21 protein-coding genes and 1 tRNA gene are annotated in these 23,803 nt (G+C 59.7%); 8 read left to right on the forward strand and 14 right to left on the reverse strand.

The genetic code is table 11. The features are described from left to right. Positions 1-5 precede the first annotated feature (5 nt). Genes ACR0E6_RS03745 through ACR0E6_RS03765 form a run of 5 tightly spaced genes read right to left on the reverse strand, consistent with a single transcriptional unit; the run spans position 6 to position 4,054 of the window. Entirely contained in the window at positions 6-1,178 is a 1,173-nt protein-coding gene (locus ACR0E6_RS03745; protein WP_480581015.1) for a molybdopterin molybdotransferase MoeA, read from the reverse strand. Beyond that, positions 1,175-1,648 carry a cyclic pyranopterin monophosphate synthase MoaC gene (gene moaC / locus ACR0E6_RS03750; protein WP_170629752.1) on the reverse strand — a complete coding sequence of 158 codons (474 nt, stop codon included), beginning with the start codon at positions 1,646-1,648 and terminating at the stop codon, positions 1,175-1,177. The genes ACR0E6_RS03745 and moaC overlap by 4 nt, the downstream gene beginning before the upstream one ends. Further along, on the reverse strand, positions 1,648-2,460 hold the full coding sequence (gene trpC, locus ACR0E6_RS03755) for an indole-3-glycerol phosphate synthase TrpC (RefSeq protein ID WP_480581017.1): 813 nt from the start codon (positions 2,458-2,460) through the stop codon (positions 1,648-1,650). Before trpC ends, moaC begins: the two co-directional genes overlap by 1 nt. Further along, positions 2,457-3,476 (reverse strand): anthranilate phosphoribosyltransferase, encoded by a 1,020-nt coding sequence (gene trpD, locus ACR0E6_RS03760; protein ID WP_480581019.1) that lies wholly within the window; start codon positions 3,474-3,476, stop codon positions 2,457-2,459. The genes trpC and trpD overlap by 4 nt, the downstream gene beginning before the upstream one ends. Further along, positions 3,473-4,054, reverse strand: coding sequence for an aminodeoxychorismate/anthranilate synthase component II (locus ACR0E6_RS03765; protein WP_170734830.1), 582 nt, complete (start codon positions 4,052-4,054; stop codon positions 3,473-3,475). Before ACR0E6_RS03765 ends, trpD begins: the two co-directional genes overlap by 4 nt. 196 nt (positions 4,055-4,250) lie before the next feature. Between ACR0E6_RS03765 and ACR0E6_RS03770 the strand changes: the two genes are divergently transcribed. Beyond that, on the forward strand, positions 4,251-5,684 hold the full coding sequence (locus ACR0E6_RS03770) for a divergent polysaccharide deacetylase family protein (protein ID WP_480581021.1): 1,434 nt from the start codon (positions 4,251-4,253) through the stop codon (positions 5,682-5,684). A gap of 42 nt (positions 5,685-5,726) precedes the next feature. Here ACR0E6_RS03770 and trpE read toward each other — a convergent pair whose 3' ends face one another. From trpE to fabI, 5 genes are all read right to left on the reverse strand, one after another. Further along, positions 5,727-7,235, reverse strand: coding sequence for an anthranilate synthase component I (gene trpE / locus ACR0E6_RS03775; protein ID WP_480581023.1), 1,509 nt, complete (start codon positions 7,233-7,235; stop codon positions 5,727-5,729). A gap of 11 nt (positions 7,236-7,246) precedes the next feature. After that, on the reverse strand, positions 7,247-9,088 hold the full coding sequence (locus tag ACR0E6_RS03780; RefSeq protein WP_480581025.1) for a peptidyl-prolyl cis-trans isomerase: 1,842 nt from the start codon (positions 9,086-9,088) through the stop codon (positions 7,247-7,249). An 81-nt stretch (positions 9,089-9,169) separates the two neighbouring features. After that, the gene (locus ACR0E6_RS03785; protein WP_480581027.1) at positions 9,170-10,345 is read right to left on the reverse strand and encodes an aminotransferase; all 1,176 of its coding nucleotides are present in this window, start codon (positions 10,343-10,345) and stop codon (positions 9,170-9,172) included. Between the two features lie 64 nt (positions 10,346-10,409). Next, positions 10,410-10,919 carry a xanthine phosphoribosyltransferase gene (gpt, locus tag ACR0E6_RS03790; protein ID WP_170450379.1) on the reverse strand — a complete coding sequence of 170 codons (510 nt, stop codon included), beginning with the start codon at positions 10,917-10,919 and terminating at the stop codon, positions 10,410-10,412. A gap of 4 nt (positions 10,920-10,923) precedes the next feature. Continuing rightward, positions 10,924-11,730 carry an enoyl-ACP reductase FabI gene (fabI, locus tag ACR0E6_RS03795; RefSeq protein WP_170450381.1) on the reverse strand — a complete coding sequence of 269 codons (807 nt, stop codon included), beginning with the start codon at positions 11,728-11,730 and terminating at the stop codon, positions 10,924-10,926. Positions 11,731-11,865: 135 nt separating this feature from the next. On the opposite strand from fabI, the gene pdxH reads away from it, so the two are divergent. The 4 genes from pdxH (at position 11,866) to ACR0E6_RS03815 (ending at position 13,715) form a co-directional block, all read left to right on the forward strand. Then, a complete protein-coding gene (gene pdxH / locus ACR0E6_RS03800; protein ID WP_170450383.1) occupies positions 11,866-12,471 on the forward strand; it encodes a pyridoxamine 5'-phosphate oxidase in 606 nt (201 codons plus the stop codon). A gap of 142 nt (positions 12,472-12,613) precedes the next feature. Beyond that, complete coding sequence (locus ACR0E6_RS03805; protein WP_480582211.1) at positions 12,614-13,120, forward strand: cold-shock protein; 507 nt, start codon at positions 12,614-12,616, stop codon at positions 13,118-13,120. A 7-nt stretch (positions 13,121-13,127) separates the two neighbouring features. Beyond that, positions 13,128-13,595 (forward strand): DUF192 domain-containing protein, encoded by a 468-nt coding sequence (locus ACR0E6_RS03810; RefSeq protein WP_480581030.1) that lies wholly within the window; start codon positions 13,128-13,130, stop codon positions 13,593-13,595. A 43-nt stretch (positions 13,596-13,638) separates the two neighbouring features. Next, a tRNA-Pro gene (locus ACR0E6_RS03815) sits at positions 13,639-13,715 on the forward strand. An 11-nt stretch (positions 13,716-13,726) separates the two neighbouring features. Here ACR0E6_RS03815 and ACR0E6_RS03820 read toward each other — a convergent pair. Beyond that, the gene (locus ACR0E6_RS03820; protein WP_170734821.1) at positions 13,727-14,161 is read right to left on the reverse strand and encodes a hypothetical protein; all 435 of its coding nucleotides are present in this window, start codon (positions 14,159-14,161) and stop codon (positions 13,727-13,729) included. Between the two features lie 531 nt (positions 14,162-14,692). Between ACR0E6_RS03820 and ACR0E6_RS03825 the strand changes: the two genes are divergently transcribed. Next, on the forward strand, positions 14,693-18,313 hold the full coding sequence (locus tag ACR0E6_RS03825; protein ID WP_480581032.1) for a vitamin B12-dependent ribonucleotide reductase: 3,621 nt from the start codon (positions 14,693-14,695) through the stop codon (positions 18,311-18,313). A 960-nt stretch (positions 18,314-19,273) separates the two neighbouring features. After that, a complete protein-coding gene (locus ACR0E6_RS03830) occupies positions 19,274-19,516 on the forward strand; it encodes an EF-hand domain-containing protein (protein ID WP_170450391.1) in 243 nt (80 codons plus the stop codon). Positions 19,517-19,570: 54 nt separating this feature from the next. On the opposite strand, the gene ACR0E6_RS03835 is transcribed toward ACR0E6_RS03830, so the two are convergent. Then, positions 19,571-21,115, reverse strand: a complete 1,545-nt coding sequence (locus ACR0E6_RS03835; RefSeq protein ID WP_480581034.1) for a trimethylamine methyltransferase family protein — start codon at positions 21,113-21,115, stop codon at positions 19,571-19,573. Positions 21,116-21,518: 403 nt separating this feature from the next. Here ACR0E6_RS03835 and ACR0E6_RS03840 point away from each other — a divergent pair, with 403 nt between their 5' ends. Then, positions 21,519-22,046: an outer membrane protein gene (locus ACR0E6_RS03840; RefSeq protein ID WP_480581036.1), complete on the forward strand. Its 528-nt coding sequence runs from the start codon at positions 21,519-21,521 to the stop codon at positions 22,044-22,046. Positions 22,047-22,051: 5 nt separating this feature from the next. Here the strand turns inward: ACR0E6_RS03840 and ACR0E6_RS03845 are convergent, their stop codons facing one another. Together ACR0E6_RS03845 and ACR0E6_RS03850 are read right to left on the reverse strand one after the other, a co-directional pair. Continuing rightward, positions 22,052-23,239, reverse strand: a complete 1,188-nt coding sequence (locus ACR0E6_RS03845) for a pyridoxal phosphate-dependent aminotransferase (protein ID WP_480581038.1) — start codon at positions 23,237-23,239, stop codon at positions 22,052-22,054. Between the two features lie 56 nt (positions 23,240-23,295). Continuing rightward, positions 23,296-23,640, reverse strand: coding sequence for an MmcQ/YjbR family DNA-binding protein (locus tag ACR0E6_RS03850; RefSeq protein WP_480581040.1), 345 nt, complete (start codon positions 23,638-23,640; stop codon positions 23,296-23,298). Positions 23,641-23,803 lie beyond the last annotated feature (163 nt).

The raw sequence follows: 23,803 nt of genomic DNA on the forward strand, positions 1-23,803 counted from the left end.
ATGTTCTATATCGGCAGGTAGCGCACCGTTGCCCCCGCAGGCAGAGCGGGATCGTCGGGCGGGCGCACCAACAAGGCGTTGGCCTGCGCCAGAACGCTCAGCAGGGAACTGTCCTGATCAGCACAGGCGCGGATGCCGTTTTCGTCAAGGATTGCGCGCATGTAGTGCTCGCGCGGACCATTCTCCGACAGTGGCTCGACTAAAGTGGCGGTCCTGAATGGTGTCACAACCGTATCCAAACCCAACATGCGCCGCACCATCGGGGCCAGAAACAAATAGCCGCAAACCATTGCGCTGACGGGATTTCCGGGCAGACCGACCATGGCCGCATCGCCCATCCGTCCGGCCATCAGGGGCTTTCCGGGCCGCATTCGGATCTTGTAGAACGACCGTTCCATCCCCAGCGCCTCGGACACGTCGGACACCAGATCATAATCGCCGACCGACGCGCCGCCGATTGTCACCACCAGATCAGCGCCCTCGGCCAGACCAAAGGCGGTTTCAAGCGACGACACCGTGTCCTGCGCGATGGGCAGGACGCGGACATGCGCGCCAAGCCCTTCCAGCAAGGCTTTGAGCCCGAACGTATTCGAGGCGATGATCTGGTCAGGGCCGGGCGTTTCGCCGGGCATGACCAATTCATCCCCGGTCGAAATCAGCGCGATCTGAGGTTTCCGCGTCACCGGCACCTTTGCGATATTCATGGCGGCCATCAGGGCGGCATCTTCGGGACGGATCAGACGCGGGGCCGTGATTTTGGTACCCTTGGCGAAATCCACCCCGGCGGGCCGGATGTTGGTTTTGGGACCAGGGGCGTCGGTTATGGTAATCAGGTCGCCCCGGCGCTCCACATCTTCCTGAATGACAATGAAATCAGAACCTTCCGGCACAGGCGCGCCGGTGAAAATGCGCACGGCCTGACCCGGCCCGACACGTCCATCGAAGCGATTGCCCGCAGCGGATTCCCCTACGACTTTGAACATGGAATGCAGTTCAACCTCAGCCGCTTTGACCGCGTATCCATCCATGGAAGAGGCCGCAAAGGGCGGTTGATCGCGCGTCGCTGCGACGTCTTCGGCCAGGACCCGGCCTGCGGATTGGGCCAGTGGAATATGCTCGACCGGCAGAGGGACCACCAGATCGAACAGCAGGGCGCGGGCGTCTTCAACCGTGATCATTGCGCTTCGTAACGCCCTGATTTTCCGCCGTCTTTCAGAAGGACCCGAATGCCGCCGATCTCCATCGCCTTGTCCACGGCTTTGGTCATGTCATAGACCGTCAGCGCGGCGGTCGAGACGGCCGTCAGCGCCTCCATCTCAACCCCGGTCTGGCCCGAGGTCTTTACGGTGGCTACGATCTGAACACCCGGTAAATCAGGGTCCAGCGTCAGCTCCACTGCAACCTTGGTCACCGGCAAAGGGTGGCAAAGGGGGATCAGGTCAGGCGTTTTCTTGGCCCCCATGATTCCGGCCAGTCGCGCAACGCCCAGAACATCGCCCTTCTTGGCGCGGCCTTCTGAAATCAAATCAAAGGTTTCCGGCGCCATCTTGATGTATCCGGATGCGACAGCCACGCGGTCGGTCACCTCTTTATCCGAGACATCGACCATATGGGCCTGACCTTGCGCATCGAAATGGGTGAGCGGCATCACATCACTCCGGGGATCAGCGGGTTTGACAGGATGTGCCGGGTCGCGGCGGTCACGTCGTCCTGACGCATCAGGCTTTCGCCGATCAGGAAACACCGCGCGCCGTAACGGGCGATATCGGCCAAATCCTCGGGCGCGCCCAGACCGCTTTCGCAGACGATCGTCCGGTCTCCTGGAACCAGCTTCGACAACCGCCGGGTCGTATCGAGAGTGGTCTCGAACGTCTTGAGATTGCGGTTATTTATTCCGATCAGGGGGCTTTTCAGCTGCGTTGCGCGCTCCAACTCGGCCGCGTCATGAACCTCGATCAGAACGTCCATGCCCCAGTCAAACGCGGTTTGTTCCAGTTCAGCGGCCTGAGCGTCCTCGACCGAGGCCATGATGATCAGGATACAATCTGCCCCCAATGCGCGCGCTTCGACGACCTGATAGGGGTCATACATGAAATCCTTGCGCAGGGCGGGCAGGTTGGTGGCGGCTCGGGCTGTGGTCAGATAGTCTTTGGCGCCCTGAAAGCTTGGTGTGTCCGTCAGCACCGACAAACAGGCCGCGCCACCATCTTCATAGGCTTTCGCCAGAACCGGTGGATCAAAATCCGGACGGATCAAGCCTTTGGAAGGGCTGGCCTTTTTGACCTCGGCAATCAGTCCATACCCGGTGCGGGACGCATCGTGCAGCGCTGCAGCAAAGCCGCGAACTTCGGGCGCTTCGCGCGCCTCGCTTTCCAGTTCGTCCAGCGATTTTTGCGCCTTGTCCGCTGCGATCTCTTCCAGCTTGTAGGCTTTGATTTTGTCCAGAACAGTCTCGGTCATGCGGCTTCCTGTGTGATCCGCGCCAGGGCGGTTATTTTCTCTTTTGCTTTGCCACTGTCGATGCTTTCGGCAGCCTTTTCAACACCTTCGCGCAGGTCCGAGGCCGCTTCGGCCACGACCAGAGCGGCAGCCGAATTCAGCAGTACGGCGTCGCGATAGGCCGACGACGCGCCATCCAGCAAGGCGCGAAAAGCGGTGGCGTTTTCTTCGGGCGTGCCGCCGATGATGTCCTCGAACGGGTGCACAGGCAGGCCCGCGTCTTCGGGATGCAGTTCGACCTCTTTGACGGTATCGTCTTCCAACGCAGCAACCCAGCTGACGCCGGTGATGGTCAATTCATCCGTGCCGTCCGAGCCATGCACCAACCAGGCGCGGTCGGAGCCCAACAGACCCAGCGTCTCCGCCATCGGTCGGATCAACTCGCGCGAGAACGCACCGGTCAACTGACGCTTGACGCCCGCTGGGTTGGTCAGCGGCCCGAGAATGTTGAAGATCGTGCGCGTCCCAAGCTCTTGCCGCGAGGGCATGACATGGGCAATCGCCGGGTGGTGCATCGGCGCCATCATAAAGCAGATACCGGCTTCATTCAGTGCCTTTTCAACCACTTGCGGGCCAACCATCACGTTGATTCCCATCTGCCCCAATGCGTCCGCCGCGCCGGATTTGGAACTGAGGTTCCGGTTGCCATGCTTGGCCACCGTGACACCGGCCCCCGCCACGACAAAGGCCGTCGCGGTCGAGATGTTCAGGGTTCCCTTGCCATCACCACCCGTGCCTACAATATCCATTGCACCGGTAGGTGCGGATACGGCGTTGCACTTGGCGCGCATCACAGCGGCGGCGGCGGCGTATTCGTCCACGGTTTCGCCACGTGTGCGCATCGCCATCAGCAGCCCGCCAATCTGGCTGGGGGTGGCTTCGCCGTCGAACAGAATGCCAAAGGCCTGTTCCGCCTCGGCACGGGTCAAAGGCCGATCAGCCGACGCGCCGATCAGCGGTTTCAATGCGTCGCTCATGCGGGGACTTTCAGTTCTTGCAGGAAGTTCTTGAGCAGGGCGTGGCCATGCTCGGATGCTATGGATTCCGGGTGGAACTGGACGCCGTGAATGGGCAGTTCCTTGTGTTGCAGCCCCATGATGGTGCCGTCTTCCAGTTCCGCCGTGATCTCAAGGCAGTCCGGCAGCGTCTCACGCTCGACGATCAGCGAGTGATAACGGGTCGCTTCAAAGGGTGAGGGCAGTCCGGCGAAGACGCCTTTGCCCGTGTGTTTCATCGTGCCCATCTTGCCGTGCACGATCTCATGGCAGCGCACGACTTTGCCGCCAAAGACCTGTCCGATGGTCTGATGGCCCAGACAGACGCCCATCAGGGGTGTCTTTGTCTCGGCAGCGGCTTCGGTCAGGGCAAGGCATATCCCGGCCTGATCCGGGTCACAGGGGCCGGGGCTTAGCAGGATACCGGCGGGGTTCATCGCCATGGCTTCCTGCACATCCAGCGCATCGTTGCGGCGAATGACCATTTCGGCCCCAAGTTCGCCCAGATAATGCACCAGGTTGTAGGTAAACGAGTCGTAGTTGTCGATCAGCAGCAGCATTTGGGCACTTATCTTCGCTTGGGCATTTCAGGCTGGCGATGCAGCCCCCGGCCACGGTATAATGTCGGGACATACATGCTCAGGCTTGTGCGGCAGCGTCAAGAGGACATCCCGTTCCCGGCGCGTCATCAGGCCAAGCGTCGCAGCAGACGGCGTCGGGATGGGCAATGCAGTAGACAGGCGAAAGGCACTGGTCATGGGCGGATTTATCGGGGGAATGGTCGCGGGCGCGGTCGTTGTTTTGATTCTGGGCGCGGTACTGTCGTTGCAGGCGCCGTTGGCTCAGCGAACCGCGGTCACGACCGAAGCGCCGCAACCCGAAGACGTGGTGACATCCGAGGCCCCGGAAGGTGTGGCCGAGACCGGATCGGATGCGGATCTGGTCGAAGTGCCCCCCGCTGCGCCAAATGTTGCCGAGTACCAAGAAGAGGACGCAGCCGATCTGTCAGGTCTTGAGGCCGAGGCAGATGCCCAACCTGTGATCACCGACCCGGCGCAACAGGCCGAACAGCCTGATCCTGCGGTGTCCGAGGACGTCGCGGTGCTGACGGATCCGCCCGCCGCGCCACAACTGCCGGGGGCTGCGCCAGAGGCCCCTCAGGACGATAGCCAACCACTGGTGATCGACGAAACACCCGCGCCGCCTGCAAACGAAGATGTGGCTGGACTGGAACCCCAGCCAGAACCGGCACCATTGCCGGGCACGTCCAACGAGGACACCGAAGAGAACCCGTTTGAAAACAGCCCGATTGCCGTTGAAGGCGACGAGGATGTTTTGCCCCGGACCTTGCCGCGTCTTGCAGCTCTGCCTCAGATCGGGGGGGAGGGTGAGACCAGCACCAGCTCAATCATTGGCAAACGCGTTGTTCCCTTGACCGAACGGGACGATCCGCCAGCGACGGATACGCCGGCCACGGACACGGCAGGTACGGACGGATCGATTACCATCGCGGTCGGAAAGCCCATCGAGGCGTACGCCGCGTCGTTCGATAACCCCGAGGCCAAACCGCTGATGTCGATCATTCTGATCGATGACGAGGACGCGTTTGGAGCAGAAGCGCTGCAGGATTTTCCCTATCCGATTAGCTTCGCCGTCAGCCCGTCCGACCCGAATGCAGCCGAGAAGATGGCCCGCCACCGAGCCGCCGGGTTCGAGGTGATGGCCCTGGTTGATCTGCATGAGGCAGCCAGCGCGCAGGATGCCGAGGTTTCGATGTCCGTGTGGCTTGAAGCGCTGCCCGAAACCGTGGGCATTCTGGAAGGGGTCGATACCGGCATTCAGGGCAATCGCAAACTGGCCGATCAGGTGGCCGAGATTGCGGGTGTGACAGGCCGGGGTCTGATCACGCAGGATAACGGGTTGAACACGGTCCAGAAGATCGCGGCCCGCAACGGTGTGCCGTCGGGCGTGGTGTTCCGCGATATCGACGGGGCTCGTCAGGACCCCAAGATCATGCGCCGGTTCCTGGACCAGGCCGTGTTCCGCGCCGGACAGGAAGGCACGGTTGTGATGCTGGGTCGCGTGCGGCCCGAGACGATCTCGGCCCTGCTGCTTTGGGGATTGGAAGATCGCGGCAATCGGGTTGCGATGGCTCCGATCTCGGCCGTCATGATGCGCGAAGTGCAGTAAGATAAAGAAAGGCGGCTGATCCGGGATCGCCGCCTTTTCTTATTAGTTGCCGTTGCCGGTGAACCGGGCAGCATCTGCCGCAGCCCGTCGGATCGCATTCGATTTGTGGACGGTCTCCATATATTCCGCCTCAGGGTCGCTGTCGTAAACAACGCCGCCACCGGCCTGAATATAAAGCTTCTGATCCTTCACGATCGCTGTGCGCAGGGCGATGCACATATCCATATCGCCACCCGCGCTGAAATAGCCGACACCGCCGCCATAGACGCCGCGCTTTTCCGGCTCCAGTTCATCGATGATCTCCATCGCGCGGACCTTGGGCGCGCCCGAGACGGTCCCCGCAGGCATCCCGGCAAAGAAGGCATCCAGCGCGTCTTTGTCCTCGGCCAGTTCGCCAACCACGTTCGAGACGATGTGCATCACGTGACTGTAGCGTTCGATGATGAACTCTTCTGTTGGACGTACGGTGCCGATCTTGGCAACGCGGCCTGTGTCGTTGCGGCCCAAGTCGAGCAGCATCAGATGCTCGGCCAGTTCTTTCTTGTCAGCCAGCAGATCGACCTCATTGGCCTTGTCTTCTTCGGGCGTCGCGCCGCGTGGGCGGGTGCCTGCGATGGGGCGAATGGTGACTTCATCGCCGAAGACGCGCACCAGAATTTCGGGGCTCGCGCCCACAACCTGAAAGCCGCCGAAGTTGAAGTAGAACATGAACGGCGACGGGTTGGTGCGGCGCAGCGAGCGATAGAGCGCAAAGGGCGGTTGCGGGAAATCCTGCGTCCAACGCTGGGCCGGGACGACCTGAAAAATGTCGCCCGCGCGGATGTATTCCTTCGCCTTTTCAACCGCTTCCATGTAGCCGGATTTGGTGAAATTCGACACGGGCGGCGCAACCTCGGACGCGTCCCCAAGATCGCGGGTCTCGGCAGGCATGGCGCGTTCCAGATCGCGGACCGCGTCCATCACACGCTCAGCCGCTTGGGCATAGGCGGCCTTGGCGGATTGCCCCTCACTGACCCAGGCGGGCGAGACAACGGTGACCTCGCCCTTCACACCGTCCAGCACCGCGATGACCGAGGGGCGCAGCATGATCGCGTCCGGCAGACCCAGCGGGTCGGGGTTCACGTCTGGCAGATATTCGACCAGACGCACCATGTCGTAACCCAGATAGCCAAACAGCCCGGCAGCGGCCTGCGGCAGATCATCGGGCAGGGCGATCCGGCTTTCGGCCAGCAATGCACGCAGATTGTCCATCGGATTGCCGTCCTGAGGCGCAAACGCCTCGGGGTCGAATCGGGCCGAGCGGTTCAGTTCAGACACTTCACCCTGGCAGCGCCAGATCAGATCCGGCTTCATCCCGATGATCGAATAGCGCCCGCGTACCTCTCCGCCAGTGACGGATTCAAGCATGAACGCATCTTTCTGCGCGCCGGTCAGTTTCAGCATCAGCGAGACTGGCGTGTCCAGATCAGCGGCGAGACGTGTGTAGACGACCTGATTTTCACCCGCCTCATAGGCGCGGGCGAAACTGTCGAAATCGGGGGTCAGTGCCATCTTGGTCTCGTTTAATAGCTTGCCTGCACGGCGTTCAGGGCTTGCTGATCGACCACAGGGCGGGCCCGTGTTTGCGCATCGCGCACATAGGCGTCAAAGATATTCTGGGCCAGTGCCTGATCCAGTTGAGCGGTCAGTGCTTCCTGCACCTGACGCAGTTCGTCGGTCTCGGCCGGAGGCAGAATCTCATCCAGACGCACGATCATGGCCGCGTCGTTGCCGCTGATCACGCGCAACTCGCCGGGTTCCATTTCGAACACTTCGGCCATGAAACTGGGCGGCACATCGTCCAGAAACGCGGTGCGGGTCAGGGCGTTTTCGACGCGGAACGGCAAGCCGGTTGCAGTGAAATCGCCGTCGGTTGCCAATTCCACCAGGACCGAGGCCGCCTGATCCAGCAGTGCTTTGTTTGTCTCTGCAGCAATCCAAGCGGCGGCGACGCGATCACGCGCGCTGTCCAGCGGTTCAGGGCGCGGCGGCAGTTCTTCATCCAATCGCAGGGCAAAGATCGAGCCGTCCTCAAGAAAGCCGATCTCGGGGAAGTCGCCTTCACGCACGGCTTCGGCGGCGGTGCGGAACCCGTCATAGGCGGCAACACTTTCGTCGCTGTCGCCGGTCCAGTCGATCTGGCCCAATTCCATCTCGGTCTCGGCAACCAGTTCTTCCAGGGTGGCACCACCGGCCAGCATGTCGTTGATGTCTTCCGACTGCGCCTCGATCAGACGGCGGGCGCGGTCCGAGGCGATTTCTTCGCGCAGGGCCGGTTCGGCGTCTTCAAACGGAGTGTTGTTTGCGGCCAGCGATCCGTTGATGCGGAACAGGGCAGGGCCGAAGACCGACGGCAACGGACCGACGACCGCGTCCAGTTCGGCGGCAAACACCGCATCGGCGGCCTCGCCCAGATCATCGCGTGTGACGTCGCCCAGATCGATATCGCTCAGCTCCAACTCGCGGTCGCGAACCAGTTGTTCGAAAGTCGTACCGCCGACTTCAAGCTGCGCCTTGGCATCATTTGCGGCCTCTTCGCTGGGGAAGTTCAGACGCTCGACCAGACGGCGTTCGGGCTGCTGGAATTCCTCCGCGCGCTGATCGTAGAGACGACGCAGCGTGTCCTCATCGACCTCGACCGTGTCCACCAGCATCTCGGGCGACAGGATGGCATAGGTCAGGCTTTTGGTACGAGGCAGGGTGAACTGATCCGTGTTCCCATCGTAGTAAGACTGAACCTGATCTTCGGTCGGCTCGGCGACCGGCGTGGTCAGCGCGTCAACGCCAAGCGTGGCCACGGTAAAGCTGCGACGCGCGCCGATATAGTCGACCATGGTTTCGGTCAGCGTTGCGGGCATCTTCACGCCACCAGTCACAGCGGCCTGAATGATCGTGCGCGAGGACTCCTTGCGCAGATCGTCTTCGAACTCGGTATCGGTCATGCCGATCTGTTCCAGCTGGAACCGATAGGCTTCGCGGTCAAACGTGCCGTTCACGCCCTGAAAGGCCGGGATCGCCACAATCTCTTCCTGCAGGTTTTCATCCCCGATCGAGATACCAAGCTGAGCGACCTCGTTGTCCAATGCGGCCAGCGCAGTCAGGCGCGACAGGGCCAGTTGGTCCAGCCCAAATTCACGGGCCTGAGACATTTGCAGCGGCTGACCGGTCTGCGCCTCGACGGCGCGGATTTCGCGCTGTAGCTCGCGCACATAAGCCTCGACCGAGACGCTTTCGTCGCCCACTTGCGCCACGGTCCGCACCGTACCGCTGAGATTGGTTGCGCCAAAGCCTGCGAGACCTACGAACAGAAGGCCCATCAGTATCCAGACAAAGGTTTTTGAAAGACTGTTCTTGCCTGCAGCCATAATGCCCTCTTGGTGTTTTTGGCAGGTCTCTGCCCTGTTGGTCGGGGCCCTGAATACGACGCGTGCCGCCGGGGGGCAAGCTTAGAAGGAAAGCGTCTGCAAACGATCGAACAACCGGCCGATTCCGGCCCTGTCCAGATTGGCAAAAGCCACACGGACTTGCCGTTCCCTGGCAGGGTCGCCTGCGGGCATAAACATGGTGCCCGGCAACAGCAGGATACCTGCTTCGGGGACCAGACGACGGGCCAATTCATCCGAAGGCATGTCGAACGGATGTTCGAGGTATGCGAAATAAGCGCCCAGCCCCAAAAGCCGCCAGCCTTTTGCCGTCAGTGCCTGCATCCCCTCAGCGATGGCAGAGCGGCGGTCGAGGATTTCGTCGCGCTCACCGGCCAGCCACTGGTTCAGGTTCTGCATGCCCCACAGGGCCGCAAACTGGCCGATTTGGCCGGGGCAAATCGCAACGGTGTCCAGAAATTTCTCGATCTCGGCCAGCAAGGTCGCGCTGGTCGCAATGGCGCCGACCCTGTGCCCGGTCAGGCGATAGGCTTTCGAGAAGGAATAGAGATGCACCAGCGTCTCGTCCCAGCCGGTCTGTTGGAACAACTCATGCGGTGGGCCACTGCGGCTGTCGAAATCGCGATAGGTTTCATCGACCAGCAGGTAGATGCCCGCCTCGCGCGCCAGATCATAGAAGGCGCGAACCAGATCAGCCGGGTACTCGACCCCGCCGGGATTGTTGGGCGTGACCAGGGAAATCGCGCGCGTCTTGTCGGTGATCAGAGCGCGCGCCTGATCCGGGTCGGGCAGCAGATCCTCACCGGTGGGCAGATCGATAGCTTGCACGCCTGCCATGTCCAGCCACATTTTGTGGTTGAAATACCAGGGGGTTGGCAGGATCACCTCATCCCCCTGATCGGTGATGGCCGAGATGACGGCTGAGAAGGCCTGATTGCAGCCCGAGGTGATCGCAACCTGTTCCGGCATCACAGTGGCGTCGTAATGATCTCCGATCTGGTTGGCCAGTTCGGTGCGCAGATCGTCATTGCCCAAAACGGGTCCGTAGAGATGCGCGCTGTCCTGCTGCACCGTGAAGTCGGCCATGGCCTGCCGCAGGGCCAGCGGCGGAGGATCCACCGGCGCGGCCTGGCTGACATTGATCAGAGGGCGATCATCGGGAAATGTGACGCCGTCCAGCCAACGCCGCGCCTCCATCACCGGGGGTGGGAAGGTGGCGCTGGTGCGGGTCTGGGTCATGGCGTGCCGATCTTTTGCGAGGCTCTGCCTCGCGCTCCGAGGTATTTTTAAACAGAAGAAGGGATCAGTCGGTGCCGCGATAGGGCTCGACATATTGCAGGGCCATATCCCACGGGAAGAAAATCCAGGTGTCCTGGCTGACCTCGGTGATGAACGTGTCCACCATTGGGCGGCCTTTGGGCTTGGCGTAAACGGTGGCGAAATGCGCCTTGGGATACATGGCGCGTACCAGTTCCAAGGTTTTGCCGCTGTCGACCAGATCGTCGATGATCAGAACACCTTCGCCATCTCCCATAAGCGCCGCATCTGGGGCTTTCAGAACTTCGGCCTCGCCCTGTTCCTGATGGTGGTACGAGCGGACGCTGATTGTATCGACGGTGCGAATATCAAGCTCGCGGCTGACGATCATTGCCGGGGCCATACCGCCACGGGTGATCGCAACAACCGCGCGCCATGCGCCGTCATCGGGGCCTTGCCCGTCCAGCCGCCACGCCAAAGCGCGCGAATCGCGGTGGATCTGATCCCAGCTGATGTGAAATCCCTTTTCGTGGGGCAGGCGGTCCTTGGCGCTCATGTCTTTAGCCTTTCTCGACGTCCGGGGCATCGACGGCCTTCATGCCGACAATGTGATAACCCGAATCCACGTGCAGGTTTTCCCCGGTCACACCGCCGGACAGGTTCGACAGCAGATACAGCGCCGAATTGCCCACATCGTCGATGGTCACGTTGCGGCGCAGGGGCGAGTTATACTCGTTCCACTTCATGATATAGCGGAAGTCGCCGATGCCGCTGGCGGCCAGCGTCTTGATCGGACCGGCCGAGATCGAGTTCACGCGGATGCCGTCCTTGCCCAGATCTTCGGCCAAGTATTTGACCGATGCCTCAAGCGCCGCTTTGGCCACGCCCATCACGTTATAGTGTGGCATCACCTGTTCTGCGCCGTAATAGGTCAGCGTGATCGCGCTGCCGCCTTCGGACATCATCTTTTCGGCCCGTTGCATCACAGCGGTAAAGGAATAAACCGACACATCCATGGTCAGTTTGAAATTCGCCCGGCTGGTGTCGACATAGCGACCGCGCAATTCGTTCTTGTCGGAAAATCCGATGGCATGAACGACGAAATCCAGCTTGCCCCATTTTTCTTCCAGCGCGGTGAACAGCGCATCGATCGATGCTTCGTCACTTACGTCGCAGGGCAGGACAACCTCGCTTCCCAACTGAGCCGCCAATGGATCGACGCGCTTTTTCAGAGCATCGCCCTGATAGGAAAAGGCCAGCTCGGCCCCGGCGTCGGACAAGGCGCGGGCGATTCCCCATGCGATTGATTTGTCATTGGCCAGTCCCATGATGAGGCCGCGTTTTCCGGCCATCAACTGATTTGACATGTTTGGTTCTCCGCCTGTCTTCGCGATGTGTTGCGTTGGTTTATGCCATTGGGTGCGCTGCATCAAGGCCGTGCACCCTTGCCCGCAGCAGGTTCTCGCCTTAGGCTCGGGGACAATACTTTCCAGGGGATGGAAATGACCGAGCGTGATGGCATCTTTGCTGGCTCCGATCCGTTTGAAATAGCGGCTCGGTGGTTAGGCGAGGCTGAAAAGACTGAATCAAACGACCCCAATGCAATTGCCCTGGCAACTGTCGATGCGGATGGCATGCCCAATTCGCGCATGGTTCTGTTGAAAGATATTGAACCGAACGGTTTTGTTTTCTACACAAACTATGAAAGCAAAAAGGCGTCCGAGTTGGACGGTGCAGGGAAGGCCGCTTTTGTCATGCACTGGAAATCATTGCGGCGTCAGATCCGAGTTCGTGGTACAATCACCCGCGAAGATGGGCCGAAAGCGGATGAATATTATGCATCCAGGTCACTGAAAAGCCGGTTGGGGGCTTGGGCATCGCGGCAATCACAACCGCTCAGCAGTCGGGCCGCGCTGATGGCCGAGGTCGCCAAGGTGACGGCAAAGCACGGTCCTAATCCTGCACGGCCACCGTTTTGGGGAGGGTACAGATTAGCACCAACCGAAATCGAATTCTGGGCTGACGGGGCGTTTCGTCTGCACGACAGATTCAGGTGGCAACGGGAAAAGCCGGATTCGGCGTGGCATGTGGAAAGGTTGAATCCATGACGTTCACGTGTCGCGAAATGCAACAGTCAGAAAATAAACGACTTTTTCAGCTTGAAATTGTGGGTCATTCCCATAAACAACAAACCCTTAACGAACTGCTAAAATTCGCGATGGGAAAACAGTGCCAGAAGATCTGAACAACATGTATCGCGTCCAGGGACACGTAAAATGGTTCGATCCCGCAAAGGGATACGGATTTGTTGTGTCTGACGAAGGCGGTCCGGATATTCTGTTGCACGTGAACGTGTTGCGCAATTTCGGTCAAAGCTCGGTCGCGGACGGGGCAGGGATCGAGATCATGACCCATCGCACCGATCGCGGCGTTCAGGCGGTCGAGGTGATCAGTGTTGATCCGCCTGCACGCACGGACTCGATGGTGCTGGCTGATTTTTCCGAACTTGATCCTGACGTGATCTCTGACGCCCCGCTGGTGGCGGCGCGGGTCAAATGGTTCGACAAGGGCAAGGGCTTTGGTTTTGCCAATGTCTTTGGTCGCGGCGAAGATGTGTTCCTGCATATCGAGGTTCTGCGCCGCTCGGGCCTTGCGGATCTGCAGCCGGGCGAGGCGCTGGCGATGCGGGTGATCGATGGCAAACGCGGGCGCATGGCGGCACAGGTTCTTGCCTGGGAAGCCGCGCTGGACGACTAATACTTTCATGATGCGCTGCCTTACCGTTCCTGCCGTGATCCTTACGATGTGGGCAGGAAACGTGTTTGCCGAATGCCGGCCCGACCGAGTCGAGCTGAAAAACGATCAGGCGCAGATTCGGTTCGACGTCGAGCTTGCCGTTACCCAGCAAGAACGATCCCGCGGCCTTATGTTCCGCGAACACCTTGCGAACCGGTCGGGCATGTTGTTCGTGTTCGATCCGCCGCAGCCGGTTGTGTTCTGGATGAAGAATACTCTGATACCGCTCGACATCATCTTTCTGGACAAGACCGGAGCCGTGACGCGCGTGCATCAGGGGGCCATTCCGGGCGATTTGACCCCGATTGAAGGGGGCGATGCCGTGTTTGCGGTGTTGGAAATCAACGCCGGTTTGTCCGCACGATACGGGATCGAGGCGGGAACCCAGATGCGGCACGAAATTTTTTCGCAGGGCCCCGCAATTTGGCCCTGTTAGGGCTTTTCAAATCAGATAGGCATCGTTAGGAAGGCGCACGGTCCGGGGCGTGGCGCAGTCTGGTAGCGCACCTGTTTTGGGTACAGGGGGTCGTAGGTTCGAATCCTGCCGCCCCGACCACTTTCTTCCCTTCAAGTCGGCGAGCCACCCAACGCGCGGTAAAGCGTGCTCATCGTCTTGTCCAATTCTTCGCTTTCCACCGGAACCTCAACTTTTGATCCGTTTTTCTGCGGCACTTCAAACACCAGCGACGCATCGACCCTGTAGCCGCCCGAGGTTTTGGTCGGGATCAGCCGCATGATGCTTTTGGGCAGGTCCTGAGGATCCCCGTCGTAGTTCAGAATCAGAAAGGCGGTCGCTTCGGGCGGCAAAAACTCGCTGCACGCAAAACCGCGATCCCCGAGTTTTTGAAAGGTTTCGCCGGGGCCGGAACAGCTGGCTTCGAAAGTTTCGAACAGGCGCGTGGGGTAGGTATCGAACTGCGCGCTGCGTGACGCATCGGGCACATCTTGTTGTGTGCAGGCCACGATCAGGGCCAGTGCCGGGAGAAAGCGAAACGGCTGCATCTTCTTGTAAGCCCTCAATCATTTGCGTTTTTGTCACGCGCCGGATTTGCCGGATCGCAAAGGCGCGGGATGATTCTGTTTCAGCCTAGCCAGTCGGGCGTTGGTTGATCAAACGCTGATAACTGTGCTGGTAAAAACAACAATTCCATTTTGAGAGGTTTGGGTTCGGCGGAATTTCGCCGTGGATCATTCTGTGGAGGAATCGCAGCACCGGGCCCCGACGCCTTTGTCGGGGATCGGGTCAACACAAAAGATTTCAAAAATGACCCAAAAATGCCGTTGACGATCTATGGTGAGATACGTCAGATTGTATGAGCCGAACAAGACGCCACTACATCTGGTATGAAATCCGGGGACGGCGCGGGCGAGGGACGGAACGCACACCAAAGAAATGTGCAACCGCTAAGACGGTTATGCGTTGCCACGGGCAACGCCTGATCTTCTGCGTCTGTCAGGTTCGGCATGGTGGTGGGCCCGGTATTTCATGGGTCTGACGCTGGGTAGACGGTCATTAATTCGAAGGCAGCGGACATGAAAATTGAAAGAAAATTCACCAAACCGGGGCAGGACGCATACGCAGATCTTGATTTCGTGTCTGCAACATCAGAGATCCGGAACCCCGACGGAACCATCGTTTTTCGGTTGGACAACATCGAAGTTCCGTCAAGCTGGAGCCAGGTGGCCAGCGACGTCATTGCGCAGAAATACTTCCGCAAGGCCGGTGTTCCGTCCAAGCTGAAGAAAGTAAAAGAGAAAGACGTCCCCGAATTCCTGTGGCGCTCGGTTCCTGCCGATGGTGCTGAATTCGATGGTGAGACGTCCTCGAAGCAAGTGTTCGACCGTCTGGCAGGCGCGTGGGCCTATTGGGGCTGGAAGGGCGGCTATTTCTCGGATGAAGAGGACGCGCGCGCCTATTTTGACGAGATGCGCTATATGCTGGCGTCACAGCGCGCTGCGCCAAACTCGCCGCAGTGGTTCAACACCGGTCTGCACTGGGCCTATGGCATCGACGGCCCGGCGCAGGGGCACCATTATGTCGATTACAAAACCGGCAAGCTGACCAAATCGAAATCCGCTTATGAACACCCGCAGCCGCATGCCTGCTTCATCCAGTCCGTCGATGATGATCTGGTGAACGAAGGCGGCATCATGGATTTGTGGGTGCGTGAGGCGCGCCTGTTTAAATACGGTAGCGGAACCGGAACCAACTTCAGCCATCTGCGGGCCGAAGGCGAGGCGCTGTCAGGTGGCGGCAAATCCTCGGGCCTGATGGGCTTCCTCAAGATCGGCGACCGCGCCGCCGGTGCGATCAAATCAGGCGGGACAACCCGTCGGGCCGCAAAGATGGTGATCGTCGATGCCGATCACCCGGATATCGAGCAATTCATCGAATGGAAGGTGATCGAAGAGCAGAAAGTGGCCTCGATCGTTGCCGGTTCGAAGATGCACGAGAAGATGCTGAACGGCATTTTCGAGGCCATCCGGTCCTGGGACGGGGCTGCCGATGACGCCTATGATCCGAACGCAAACGACGCCCTGAAAAAGGCGGTGCGTGAGGCTAAAAAGGTCGCGATCCCAGAGACTTATATCAAGCGCGTGCTGGATTACGCCAAGCAGGGCCACGACAGTATCGAGTTCCCGACCTACGACACCGACTGGGATTCCGAAGCCTATAGCTCGGTCTCGGGCCAGAATTCGAACAACTCGATCCGGGTGACCAACGCTTTCCTGACCGCTGTTGAGAAAGATGCCGATTGGGAGTTGATCAACCGCACCGACGGCAAAGTTGCCCGCACCGTCAAGGCGCGCGACCTGTGGGAAAAGGTCGGCCACGCCGCATGGGCCTGTGCTGATCCGGGTATCCAGTTCCATGACACCGTGAACGAATGGCACACGTGCCCCGAAGACGGTGAGATTCGCGGCTCGAACCCGTGCTCGGAATATATGTTCCTCGATGACACGGCCTGTAACCTGGCCTCGATGAACCTGCTGACTTTCCTGAAGGATGGTGAGTTCCAGGCGGCGGATTACATGCACGCTTCACGCCTGTGGACACTGACGCTGGAAATTTCGGTGACCATGGCGCAATTCCCGTCGAAGGAAATCGCGCAGCTGTCCTATGACTTCCGCACCTTGGGTCTGGGTTACGCCAACATCGGCGGTCTGCTGATGAACATGGGCTACAGCTACGACTCGGACGAGGGGCGCGCGATCTGTGGCGCGCTGACTGCGATCATGACCGGTGTGGCCTATGCGACTTCGGCCGAGATCGCCGGTGAGCTGGGCGCATTCAAAGGGTATGAGCGCAACGCCGACCACATGCTGAGGGTCATCCGCAACCACCGCCGCGCGTCGCAGGGCGTGACAGAAGGGTATGAGAAACTGGCCGTGAAGCCGGTGCCTCTGGACCACGGCAACTGCCCGGACAAGCGTCTGATTGATCTGGCCATGTCGGCTTGGGACGAAGCGCTGAGCCTCGGTGAGAAAAACGGCTATCGCAACGCGCAGGCCACCGTGATCGCGCCGACAGGGACCATCGGTCTGGTGATGGATTGCGATACCACGGGGATTGAGCCGGACTTCGCTCTGGTCAAATTCAAGAAGCTGGCCGGTGGCGGTTACTTCAAGATCATCAACCGCTCGGTGCCCTCGGCGCTGGAGAAGCTGGGCTATTCCTCGTCTCAGATCGAAGAGATCGTGGGCTACGCGGTCGGCCACGGCACCATCGGCAACGCGCCGGGGATCAACCACACCTCGCTGACCGGCCATGGTTTTGGCCCGAACGAACTGGCCAAGGTGGACGCGGCGCTGGAAAGCGCGTTCGACATCCGGTTCGTCTTCAACCAGTGGACACTGGGCGAGGATTTCTGCACCGGCGTGCTGGGCATCCCGGCGACAAAGCTGAATGACCCGACCTTCGATTTGCTGCGCCATCTGGGCTTTACCAAAGCGGATATCGACGCAGCCAACGACCATGTCTGTGGAACCATGACGCTGGAAGGCGCGCCGCATCTGAAGGAAGAACACTACGCGATCTTCGACTGCGCCAACCCGTGCGGCAAGAAAGGCAAGCGTTTCCTTGGGGTTGACAGCCACATCACCATGATGGCGGCGGCGCAGAGCTTTATCTCGGGCGCGATCTCGAAAACGATCAACATGCCGAATGACGCGACCATCGAGGATTGCCAGAAAGCCTACGAACTCAGCTGGTCGCTGGGTGTGAAGGCCAACGCGCTGTACCGCGATGGCTCGAAACTGTCGCAGCCTCTGGCCGCGGCGCTGGTCGAGGATGATGACGAAGCAGCGGAAGTGCTGGAGAGCGGTTCGACGCAGGAAAAAGCCGTCGTTCTCGCCGAGAAGGTGATCGAGAAGGTTGTGGTCAAGGAAATGATCCGCAGCCATCGCGAGAAACTGCCCCATCGCCGCAAGGGTTATACCCAGAAGGCGATCGTGGGTGGCCACAAGGTCTATCTGCGTACCGGCGAGTTCGAAGACGGCAAGTTGGGCGAGATTTTCATCGATATGCACAAGGAAGGCGCTGGCTTCCGGGCGATGATGAACAACTTTGCCATCGCGGTCTCTGTCGGCCTGCAATACGGCGTGCCGCTGGAGGAATTCGTCGACGCCTTCACCTTCACCAAGTTCGAACCGGCGGGGATGGTGCAGGGCAATGACTCGATCAAGAACGCGACCTCGATCCTGGACTACATCTTCCGCGAACTGGCCGTGTCCTATCTGGACCGCACCGATCTGGCCCATGTGAAACCCGAAGGCGCAAGCTTTGACGATCTGGGTCGCGGTGAGGAAGAGGGCGTCTCGAACGTCTCGGAAATTAGCGACAGCGCCGCGTCCAAGTCCTTAGAAGTGCTGAAGCAAATCAGTTCGACCGGTTATCTGCGCAAGCGTTTGCCGCAGGATCTGGCGGTGTTTAACGCGGGTCAGGCCGAACTGAACGGCATGGCGGAAACTGCAGCGGCCTTCGATACCCCGGTCGCGGAAACAGCCGTGGCAACCGGCATGGACGCCCGCACCAAAGCCAAGATGCAAGGGTACGAGGGCGACCCGTGCGGCGAATGCGGAAACTACACGCTGGTGCGCAACGGTACCTGCATGAAGTGCAACACCTGCGGCGCGACAAGCGGGTGTAGCTAAGGAATTGTAGGTTGGGGACCAGTGGTTGCAACACTGATCCCCGGCTGATCTCGCAATCGATTAGCGCGCTGCGAGATAAACCAAATCCGGCCCAAGTAGGGTCGACAGATGAAAAGGAAGCAGATCGGTATTTGGTGATCAATAGCGTGCTTAGAAATACAGAGTTGTCCCGAGACTTACCAACAGGAAATCGTGACCGCCTGTGAATAAGGAGCCTGCGAAATGGCAAAAAATACCGGAGACGGATATCGCCGAGGCGCTGTAACTGGACGCACACAGTTTCAGCGAGACGATGGAAATTGGCAAAAGCGTGATGAACGTACTGGCCAGTTCATGCCCGTGAAGGACGATGGCAAACCCTACAAGGGTGTCGCCAAGGAGCCTGATGGGCGAGACACTCCCAACGCTTAGTTGGGAAATATTAGCGCCCCGGCACCCCGGGGCGCAGGGGTCGGATAGCTGCCACAGGTACCGACCCCGACGAATACGGAGAATGGTCGCAAGACTTACCAAAGACCTTTCTCCACTTGGCCGACATGCCCGTGTTGGCCGCAAACAGGGTGGGGCGGAATATTTGCTCCCTCCCACTCTTTCACGGGGCGGGTGCGCTCGCCCCATGCGCAGTCCAGGCCGCAGGCAAAAAATACCGGGCGGTCAACGAAATGAGCCTGGAAGGCGAAACTGACAGGGGGCTTCGGCCCCCTTTCTTTTTTGCTGCGCCGAGTCGCCTCTTATCAGCAAGCCCTTGCCGGATCGGCTGCATTTCGTCGGGCAAGAATCGCCGACGGGCGGGTTGCGCGTTTCGTCCAGCAAGGGATTGCGGACCCGACTCGGGGAAAGTCGCAAATAATGGCGCGAAATCCCGCAGTTCAGGTCAATGGGGTGACCAGAACCGGGTTGAAGGTGTTTGTAAGACCTGTCCGGACGCAAACACGAAAAACTCACTCAGGAGGCACTAACATGAAACCGCAAAATCTGGCCGTTATTTCGGCAATCGCACTCGGGCTGCCCGCGCTGGCACTGGCGCAATCGGCGGCGGACACGAACGGGGATGGCGTGCTGACCATCGACGAAGTGCAGGCCGTCGTGCCCGAGGTGGACGCCGATACCTTCTCGGCCATGGATGCCAACGGCGACGGCGCGTTGGATCAGGACGAAGTCGCAATCGCACAAGAGGCCGGACTGCTGCCCAACAACGGGTAATCCGGCATGACAAAAGGCGGTCCGATCCCCATCGGACCGCCTGTTTTCAATATGTTACGCGGGCAAGTGAATGTTGAACTTGCTGCGCAGTTCCGCATCCAGAAGCGGATCAAAGCGGGCAGGCGAAGGCATCCCGAGGATTTCTTCCTTCCGTGCGGTGGCCTTGTCCAGCAAATCCGGCTTGCCCAGTTCGGCCCATTCTTTTGGCGACGTCCGATCCCCGAAGGTGGGGTAGACGTAATCGACCTGCATCCGGCTAAGGGTGGCGTCGGTTCCAAGATAATGCCCGGGGCCGCCCATGCAGACCTGAGCAATCTGGTCCAGAGCGAGCGTTTCGTCATTGACTTCGATCCCGCGAACACAGCGCTGCGCCTGTCCGATCAGATCGTCGCTGAGGATAAGGCTTTCGAAACAGAAACCCAGCAGCGAGGCGTGCATACCGGCGGATTCATACACCATGTTCAGCCCGGACAATCCGGCCATGACGTTCGAGCACATCTGCTCCCACCCGGCCTGCATGTCGGGCATTTTCGAATCCGAAGCACCCGCAGCAGCGCCGCCCGGCAGGTCGTAGAACTGATGCATCTGGGCGCAGCCTGCGCTTAGCAATGCCTGCTCTCCGGACCCGATGGACATGGCACCGGTCCGCAGGTCCAGACCGAAAGGCCAGGTGCCAAAAATCGCGGGTGCGCCTGGCTTTACGGCATTTACATAAACCAAACCGGCGAGACATTCTGCCGTTGCCTGAGTGATGGCGCCGGCGATGGTAGAAGGCGCGGTGGCCCCGGCCATGCCTGCGGACAGCAACAAAACCGGCATTCCGGCCTTGATGCATTCCTCCATCACTTCGCAGCTTTCGGTGGCGAATTTCATTGGAGGAACGACAAAGCAGTTCGAATTGGAAACAAAAGGCCGCTCGCGCCACTTGTCCTCGCCACCTGCAATCATGTGCAGCATCTCCATGGCCGGGGCCACGTGCGACGGTTCGGTAAACGAGGTGCCGATATGCTTGTAAGTTCCTGAACAGGCAGCATAAACCGTGTTGTAGTCCATTTCCATGTTGTCGAGAATGTCGCGACACACCATTGGGCGCTGGACAAAGTGGATGTTGTCGAGCTGCTGGCAAATCCGCGCCGCGTCATGCAGATCCTGCACGGTTGAATCGCGGTATTCGCGGCCATGGACGTCAACCATGCTGACAGCGGCTCCGGCGGTGCCATAGTGGACCTTGGTCCCGGTCAGGTCCAGATCGTGTTGCCCGTCGCGGCTGTATAGGGTGATCGACCGGTTTGCCTTGGCGATCGTATCTTCGACCAACGCGCGGGGAAACCGGATGCGCCCGTCATCGCCCAGCGTACATCCTGCACCAACCAAATAGTCGATTCCGCTTTGCGGGGCGTCGGCAAGGCCAATGGTTTCAAGGGCTTGCAGCGCGGCGTTGTGAATTTTCTCGATCTGCGCCTGCGTCAGGGGCTTGTAGGTTCCACCCTCCATGCCGGGGCGGATCGGGCGCAGATGCTCGGGCAGCGCCGAGGCACGGGCTGCTCGGCGCGCAGAGCGCCCACCGCTGCGAGAGGTGTTACGGGGTTGGTCATTCATGTCAGGGGTCCGGTCTTTGGAATCAGTCTTGAGTGTGAAGGATCAAGACAGCTGCGGACGCCCGCGCGCCGCACGCCCGCGATCCGCGCCGATGGTGCGGCTGATCAGACGTATTTTCCAAATTTCGTTCGGCATGGAACCTCGCTATTCGTGGTCGCAATAGTTGCAGCGAAGGGCGACGCGATCTGTCCCGTTTGCGACGCGGTGGTAAAAAACCGGCAGGTTTCGAAGCGGGCCTCGCGAGATAGGTGTCAGAGTCAGATTTTCTCCCGTTAGGGAAGAAATCTGTTATAGTTTATTAACTTATTGCTGAATAACTCGTGAAGTGAATTGAATTTCGGTCCCTGTAGACCACCTGTTATGTTAAGCCTGTTGCCGCTTATTTTGGATTGAGCGTGTCCTGATGACGGAGATGAAATCGCTTTCGGCCCTGATTGTCTGGATGACAATCGCCAGTGTCGGTCCCGCCTTTGCGCAGGACTGGACCGGGGCCTATGCCGGTTTCAGTTTCGGATACGCCGAGGCGGATGGCCCGGCTGGGTCCAGCGGCGACAACACCGTCTTTGGGGCGCATATCGGGTACGATCAGGATTTTGGCAATTTCGTATTGGGTGGCGAACTGGAATATAACCGTTTGTCCCTGAACCTGAGCCAGGATCAGGGCAGTCTGGACAGCATGACCAGCGTCAAGCTGCGCGGTGGATACGATTTTGGTGGTGCGTTGGGATATGTTGTTGTCGGCGCCGCCCGCGCAGAGACCTCAGCCGACAGCGATACGGCAGCTGTCTATGGGATTGGCGTGGCCTATCCGATTGGCGAGAATTTTATCATCAGCGGTGAGGCGTTGCGCCAGAACTTTGACGATGTGACCCGGTCCGAAGGGGGCCTTGGGTCGAACGTTTTCAATCTGCGCACAACTTTCCGGTTCTAGGCCGGTTACTCTGCCGCCCGTTGATCCGCCAGATTGGCCGCACACTCACAAAGGATCTGCAAGGCCGAAGCGAACCGATCATCATCCACCGTCATGGCAACACGAATGTGACCAGCAGCAGCGCGTCCAAAACTTTCACCCGGCATCACGGCAATCGCGTGTTGATCCAGCAGGGCATTCGCGAACTCTTCGCCGCTCAGCCCGGTCGCGCGCACGTCCAGCATCAGGTACATCGCGCCTTGTGCGGGGACGAGGCCAACGGTTTGCTGCCGGGCCAGAATCTCTTTGGCCAGCGCGCGGCGGCGGCGGAAAGGGGCGGCGATTTCGGCCTCTAACTCAGTTCCCGCATTCAGGGCAAAACTGGCGGCGTCCTGAACGAAACCGGGCACCCCGTAAGTGGTATGTGTTGCCAGATTGATCAGATGTGAAATCACCTCTTCCGGGCCTACGATCCAACCGCAGCGCGAGCCGGTCATGGCATGGGATTTCGACATCGAACCAACGACCAGCGTCCGCTCGACCATGCCGGGCAGGGCGCGGGGCGAAATGTGCTCACCTTCCCAAACCTGCGTATCATAGACCTCGTCCGATATCAGCCACAGGTCGCGGAGAGTGCATAATTCGGAAATGTTTTCAATCGTTTCGCGGGAATAGACAACGCCAGTGGGATTGTTGGGTGAGTTGATCAGCAAGGACACGGCCCCATCCGCGACCGCATCAATATCTTCAGCGCGGGGCTGAAAGGCATTGTCGGCCGACGTTTGAACAGCGCGCGCAATGGCTCCGGCACCGCGGATCGTGCCGGGGTAGGTCGCGTAGTAGGGATCAAGGTAAAGACCCAAACCCCCCGGATCACAGACTGCGGTATGCGCCGCGAACAGGGCGGCTTGTCCGCCGGGGGTGATCAGCACGTTGTTGCGGGACGTGGGCACGCCGGTCCGCATCTGAACCCGTGCTGCCACCGTGTCGCGCAAAAGATCGGTGCCAGGCACCATGGCATAGCCGGTATGGCCGGACCGCGCCGAAAGATCCATGGCTTGCAGGATCGAGGCATCGGTGCGGATGTCATGCTCGCCAATCGTCAGTTCGGTTACAGCGTGACCCTCGCTGATCATGCGACGCGCGCGGTAGAACACGTCCCACCCGTCGCTGCCGCCGCCGGTAAGATGCGTGATGCGATTTGACAGTTTCATGCAATGCCCCTGTTTGTCTTGACGCTGAATGGGGCAGAGCCGTCAGCGAAAGTCAATCAGCTTCGCGCGGGCAGGGTGGCCTGAACCTTTTTGGTGAGCGATGCGCGCACCAGATCGTACGAAGCGGCCAACCGATGCCGCATCTCTTCCTTATCCGCATCAAAGGGCAGGTGCACCCAACTGCGGTGAAAATACGGGGCTTTGACGCCCACGCCTGCGTCGATCAGCATCTGGGCGGTTTCGATGTCCGGTGTCTTGACCGAGACACCGTCATTTGCCGTGCCGATGCAGGCAAACATCTTGCCGCCCACCTTCCAGGCGTCATGGCCACCACCCCAGGGGTCCGACCATTCGGCCCCCGGCAGGTCGCGGCATACGGAGTTGACGAAATCCCGGCTCATGGTCGCAGAGTGCCGGGGAAGGTCCGCAAACTCAAGCCTTGGCTTGGCGCGTGACGCGTGTTATGCCACGTGCCATGAACCGGATGAACTGCATCATTATCTGCTGCATTACCTGCTGATTTATCAAGCGGGCCGGTTTCTTTCGTTTTCATCTCTGAGACAA

The sequence above is a fragment of the Ruegeria sp. AP12 genome (assembly GCF_056540025.1).

Coding starts and splice junctions, on each gene's coding strand:
- ACR0E6_RS03745 (WP_480581015.1), bottom strand. CDS start 1,178: ATGATCACGGTTGAAGACGCCCGCGCCCTGCTGTTCGATCTGGTGGTC.
- moaC (WP_170629752.1), bottom strand. CDS start 1,648: ATGCCGCTCACCCATTTCGATGCGCAAGGTCAGGCCCATATGGTCGAT.
- trpC (WP_480581017.1), bottom strand. CDS start 2,460: ATGACCGAGACTGTTCTGGACAAAATCAAAGCCTACAAGCTGGAAGAG.
- trpD (WP_480581019.1), bottom strand. CDS start 3,476: ATGAGCGACGCATTGAAACCGCTGATCGGCGCGTCGGCTGATCGGCCT.
- ACR0E6_RS03765 (WP_170734830.1), bottom strand. CDS start 4,054: ATGCTGCTGCTGATCGACAACTACGACTCGTTTACCTACAACCTGGTG.
- ACR0E6_RS03770 (WP_480581021.1), top strand. CDS start 4,251: ATGGGCGGATTTATCGGGGGAATGGTCGCGGGCGCGGTCGTTGTTTTG.
- trpE (WP_480581023.1), bottom strand. CDS start 7,235: ATGGCACTGACCCCCGATTTCGACAGTTTCGCCCGCGCCTATGAGGCG.
- ACR0E6_RS03780 (WP_480581025.1), bottom strand. CDS start 9,088: ATGGCTGCAGGCAAGAACAGTCTTTCAAAAACCTTTGTCTGGATACTG.
- ACR0E6_RS03785 (WP_480581027.1), bottom strand. CDS start 10,345: ATGACCCAGACCCGCACCAGCGCCACCTTCCCACCCCCGGTGATGGAG.
- gpt (WP_170450379.1), bottom strand. CDS start 10,919: ATGAGCGCCAAGGACCGCCTGCCCCACGAAAAGGGATTTCACATCAGC.
- fabI (WP_170450381.1), bottom strand. CDS start 11,730: ATGTCAAATCAGTTGATGGCCGGAAAACGCGGCCTCATCATGGGACTG.
- pdxH (WP_170450383.1), top strand. CDS start 11,866: ATGACCGAGCGTGATGGCATCTTTGCTGGCTCCGATCCGTTTGAAATA.
- ACR0E6_RS03805 (WP_480582211.1), top strand. CDS start 12,614: ATGTATCGCGTCCAGGGACACGTAAAATGGTTCGATCCCGCAAAGGGA.
- ACR0E6_RS03810 (WP_480581030.1), top strand. CDS start 13,128: ATGATGCGCTGCCTTACCGTTCCTGCCGTGATCCTTACGATGTGGGCA.
- ACR0E6_RS03820 (WP_170734821.1), bottom strand. CDS start 14,161: ATGCAGCCGTTTCGCTTTCTCCCGGCACTGGCCCTGATCGTGGCCTGC.
- ACR0E6_RS03825 (WP_480581032.1), top strand. CDS start 14,693: ATGAAAATTGAAAGAAAATTCACCAAACCGGGGCAGGACGCATACGCA.
- ACR0E6_RS03830 (WP_170450391.1), top strand. CDS start 19,274: ATGAAACCGCAAAATCTGGCCGTTATTTCGGCAATCGCACTCGGGCTG.
- ACR0E6_RS03835 (WP_480581034.1), bottom strand. CDS start 21,115: ATGAATGACCAACCCCGTAACACCTCTCGCAGCGGTGGGCGCTCTGCG.
- ACR0E6_RS03840 (WP_480581036.1), top strand. CDS start 21,519: ATGACGGAGATGAAATCGCTTTCGGCCCTGATTGTCTGGATGACAATC.
- ACR0E6_RS03845 (WP_480581038.1), bottom strand. CDS start 23,239: ATGAAACTGTCAAATCGCATCACGCATCTTACCGGCGGCGGCAGCGAC.
- ACR0E6_RS03850 (WP_480581040.1), bottom strand. CDS start 23,640: ATGAGCCGGGATTTCGTCAACTCCGTATGCCGCGACCTGCCGGGGGCC.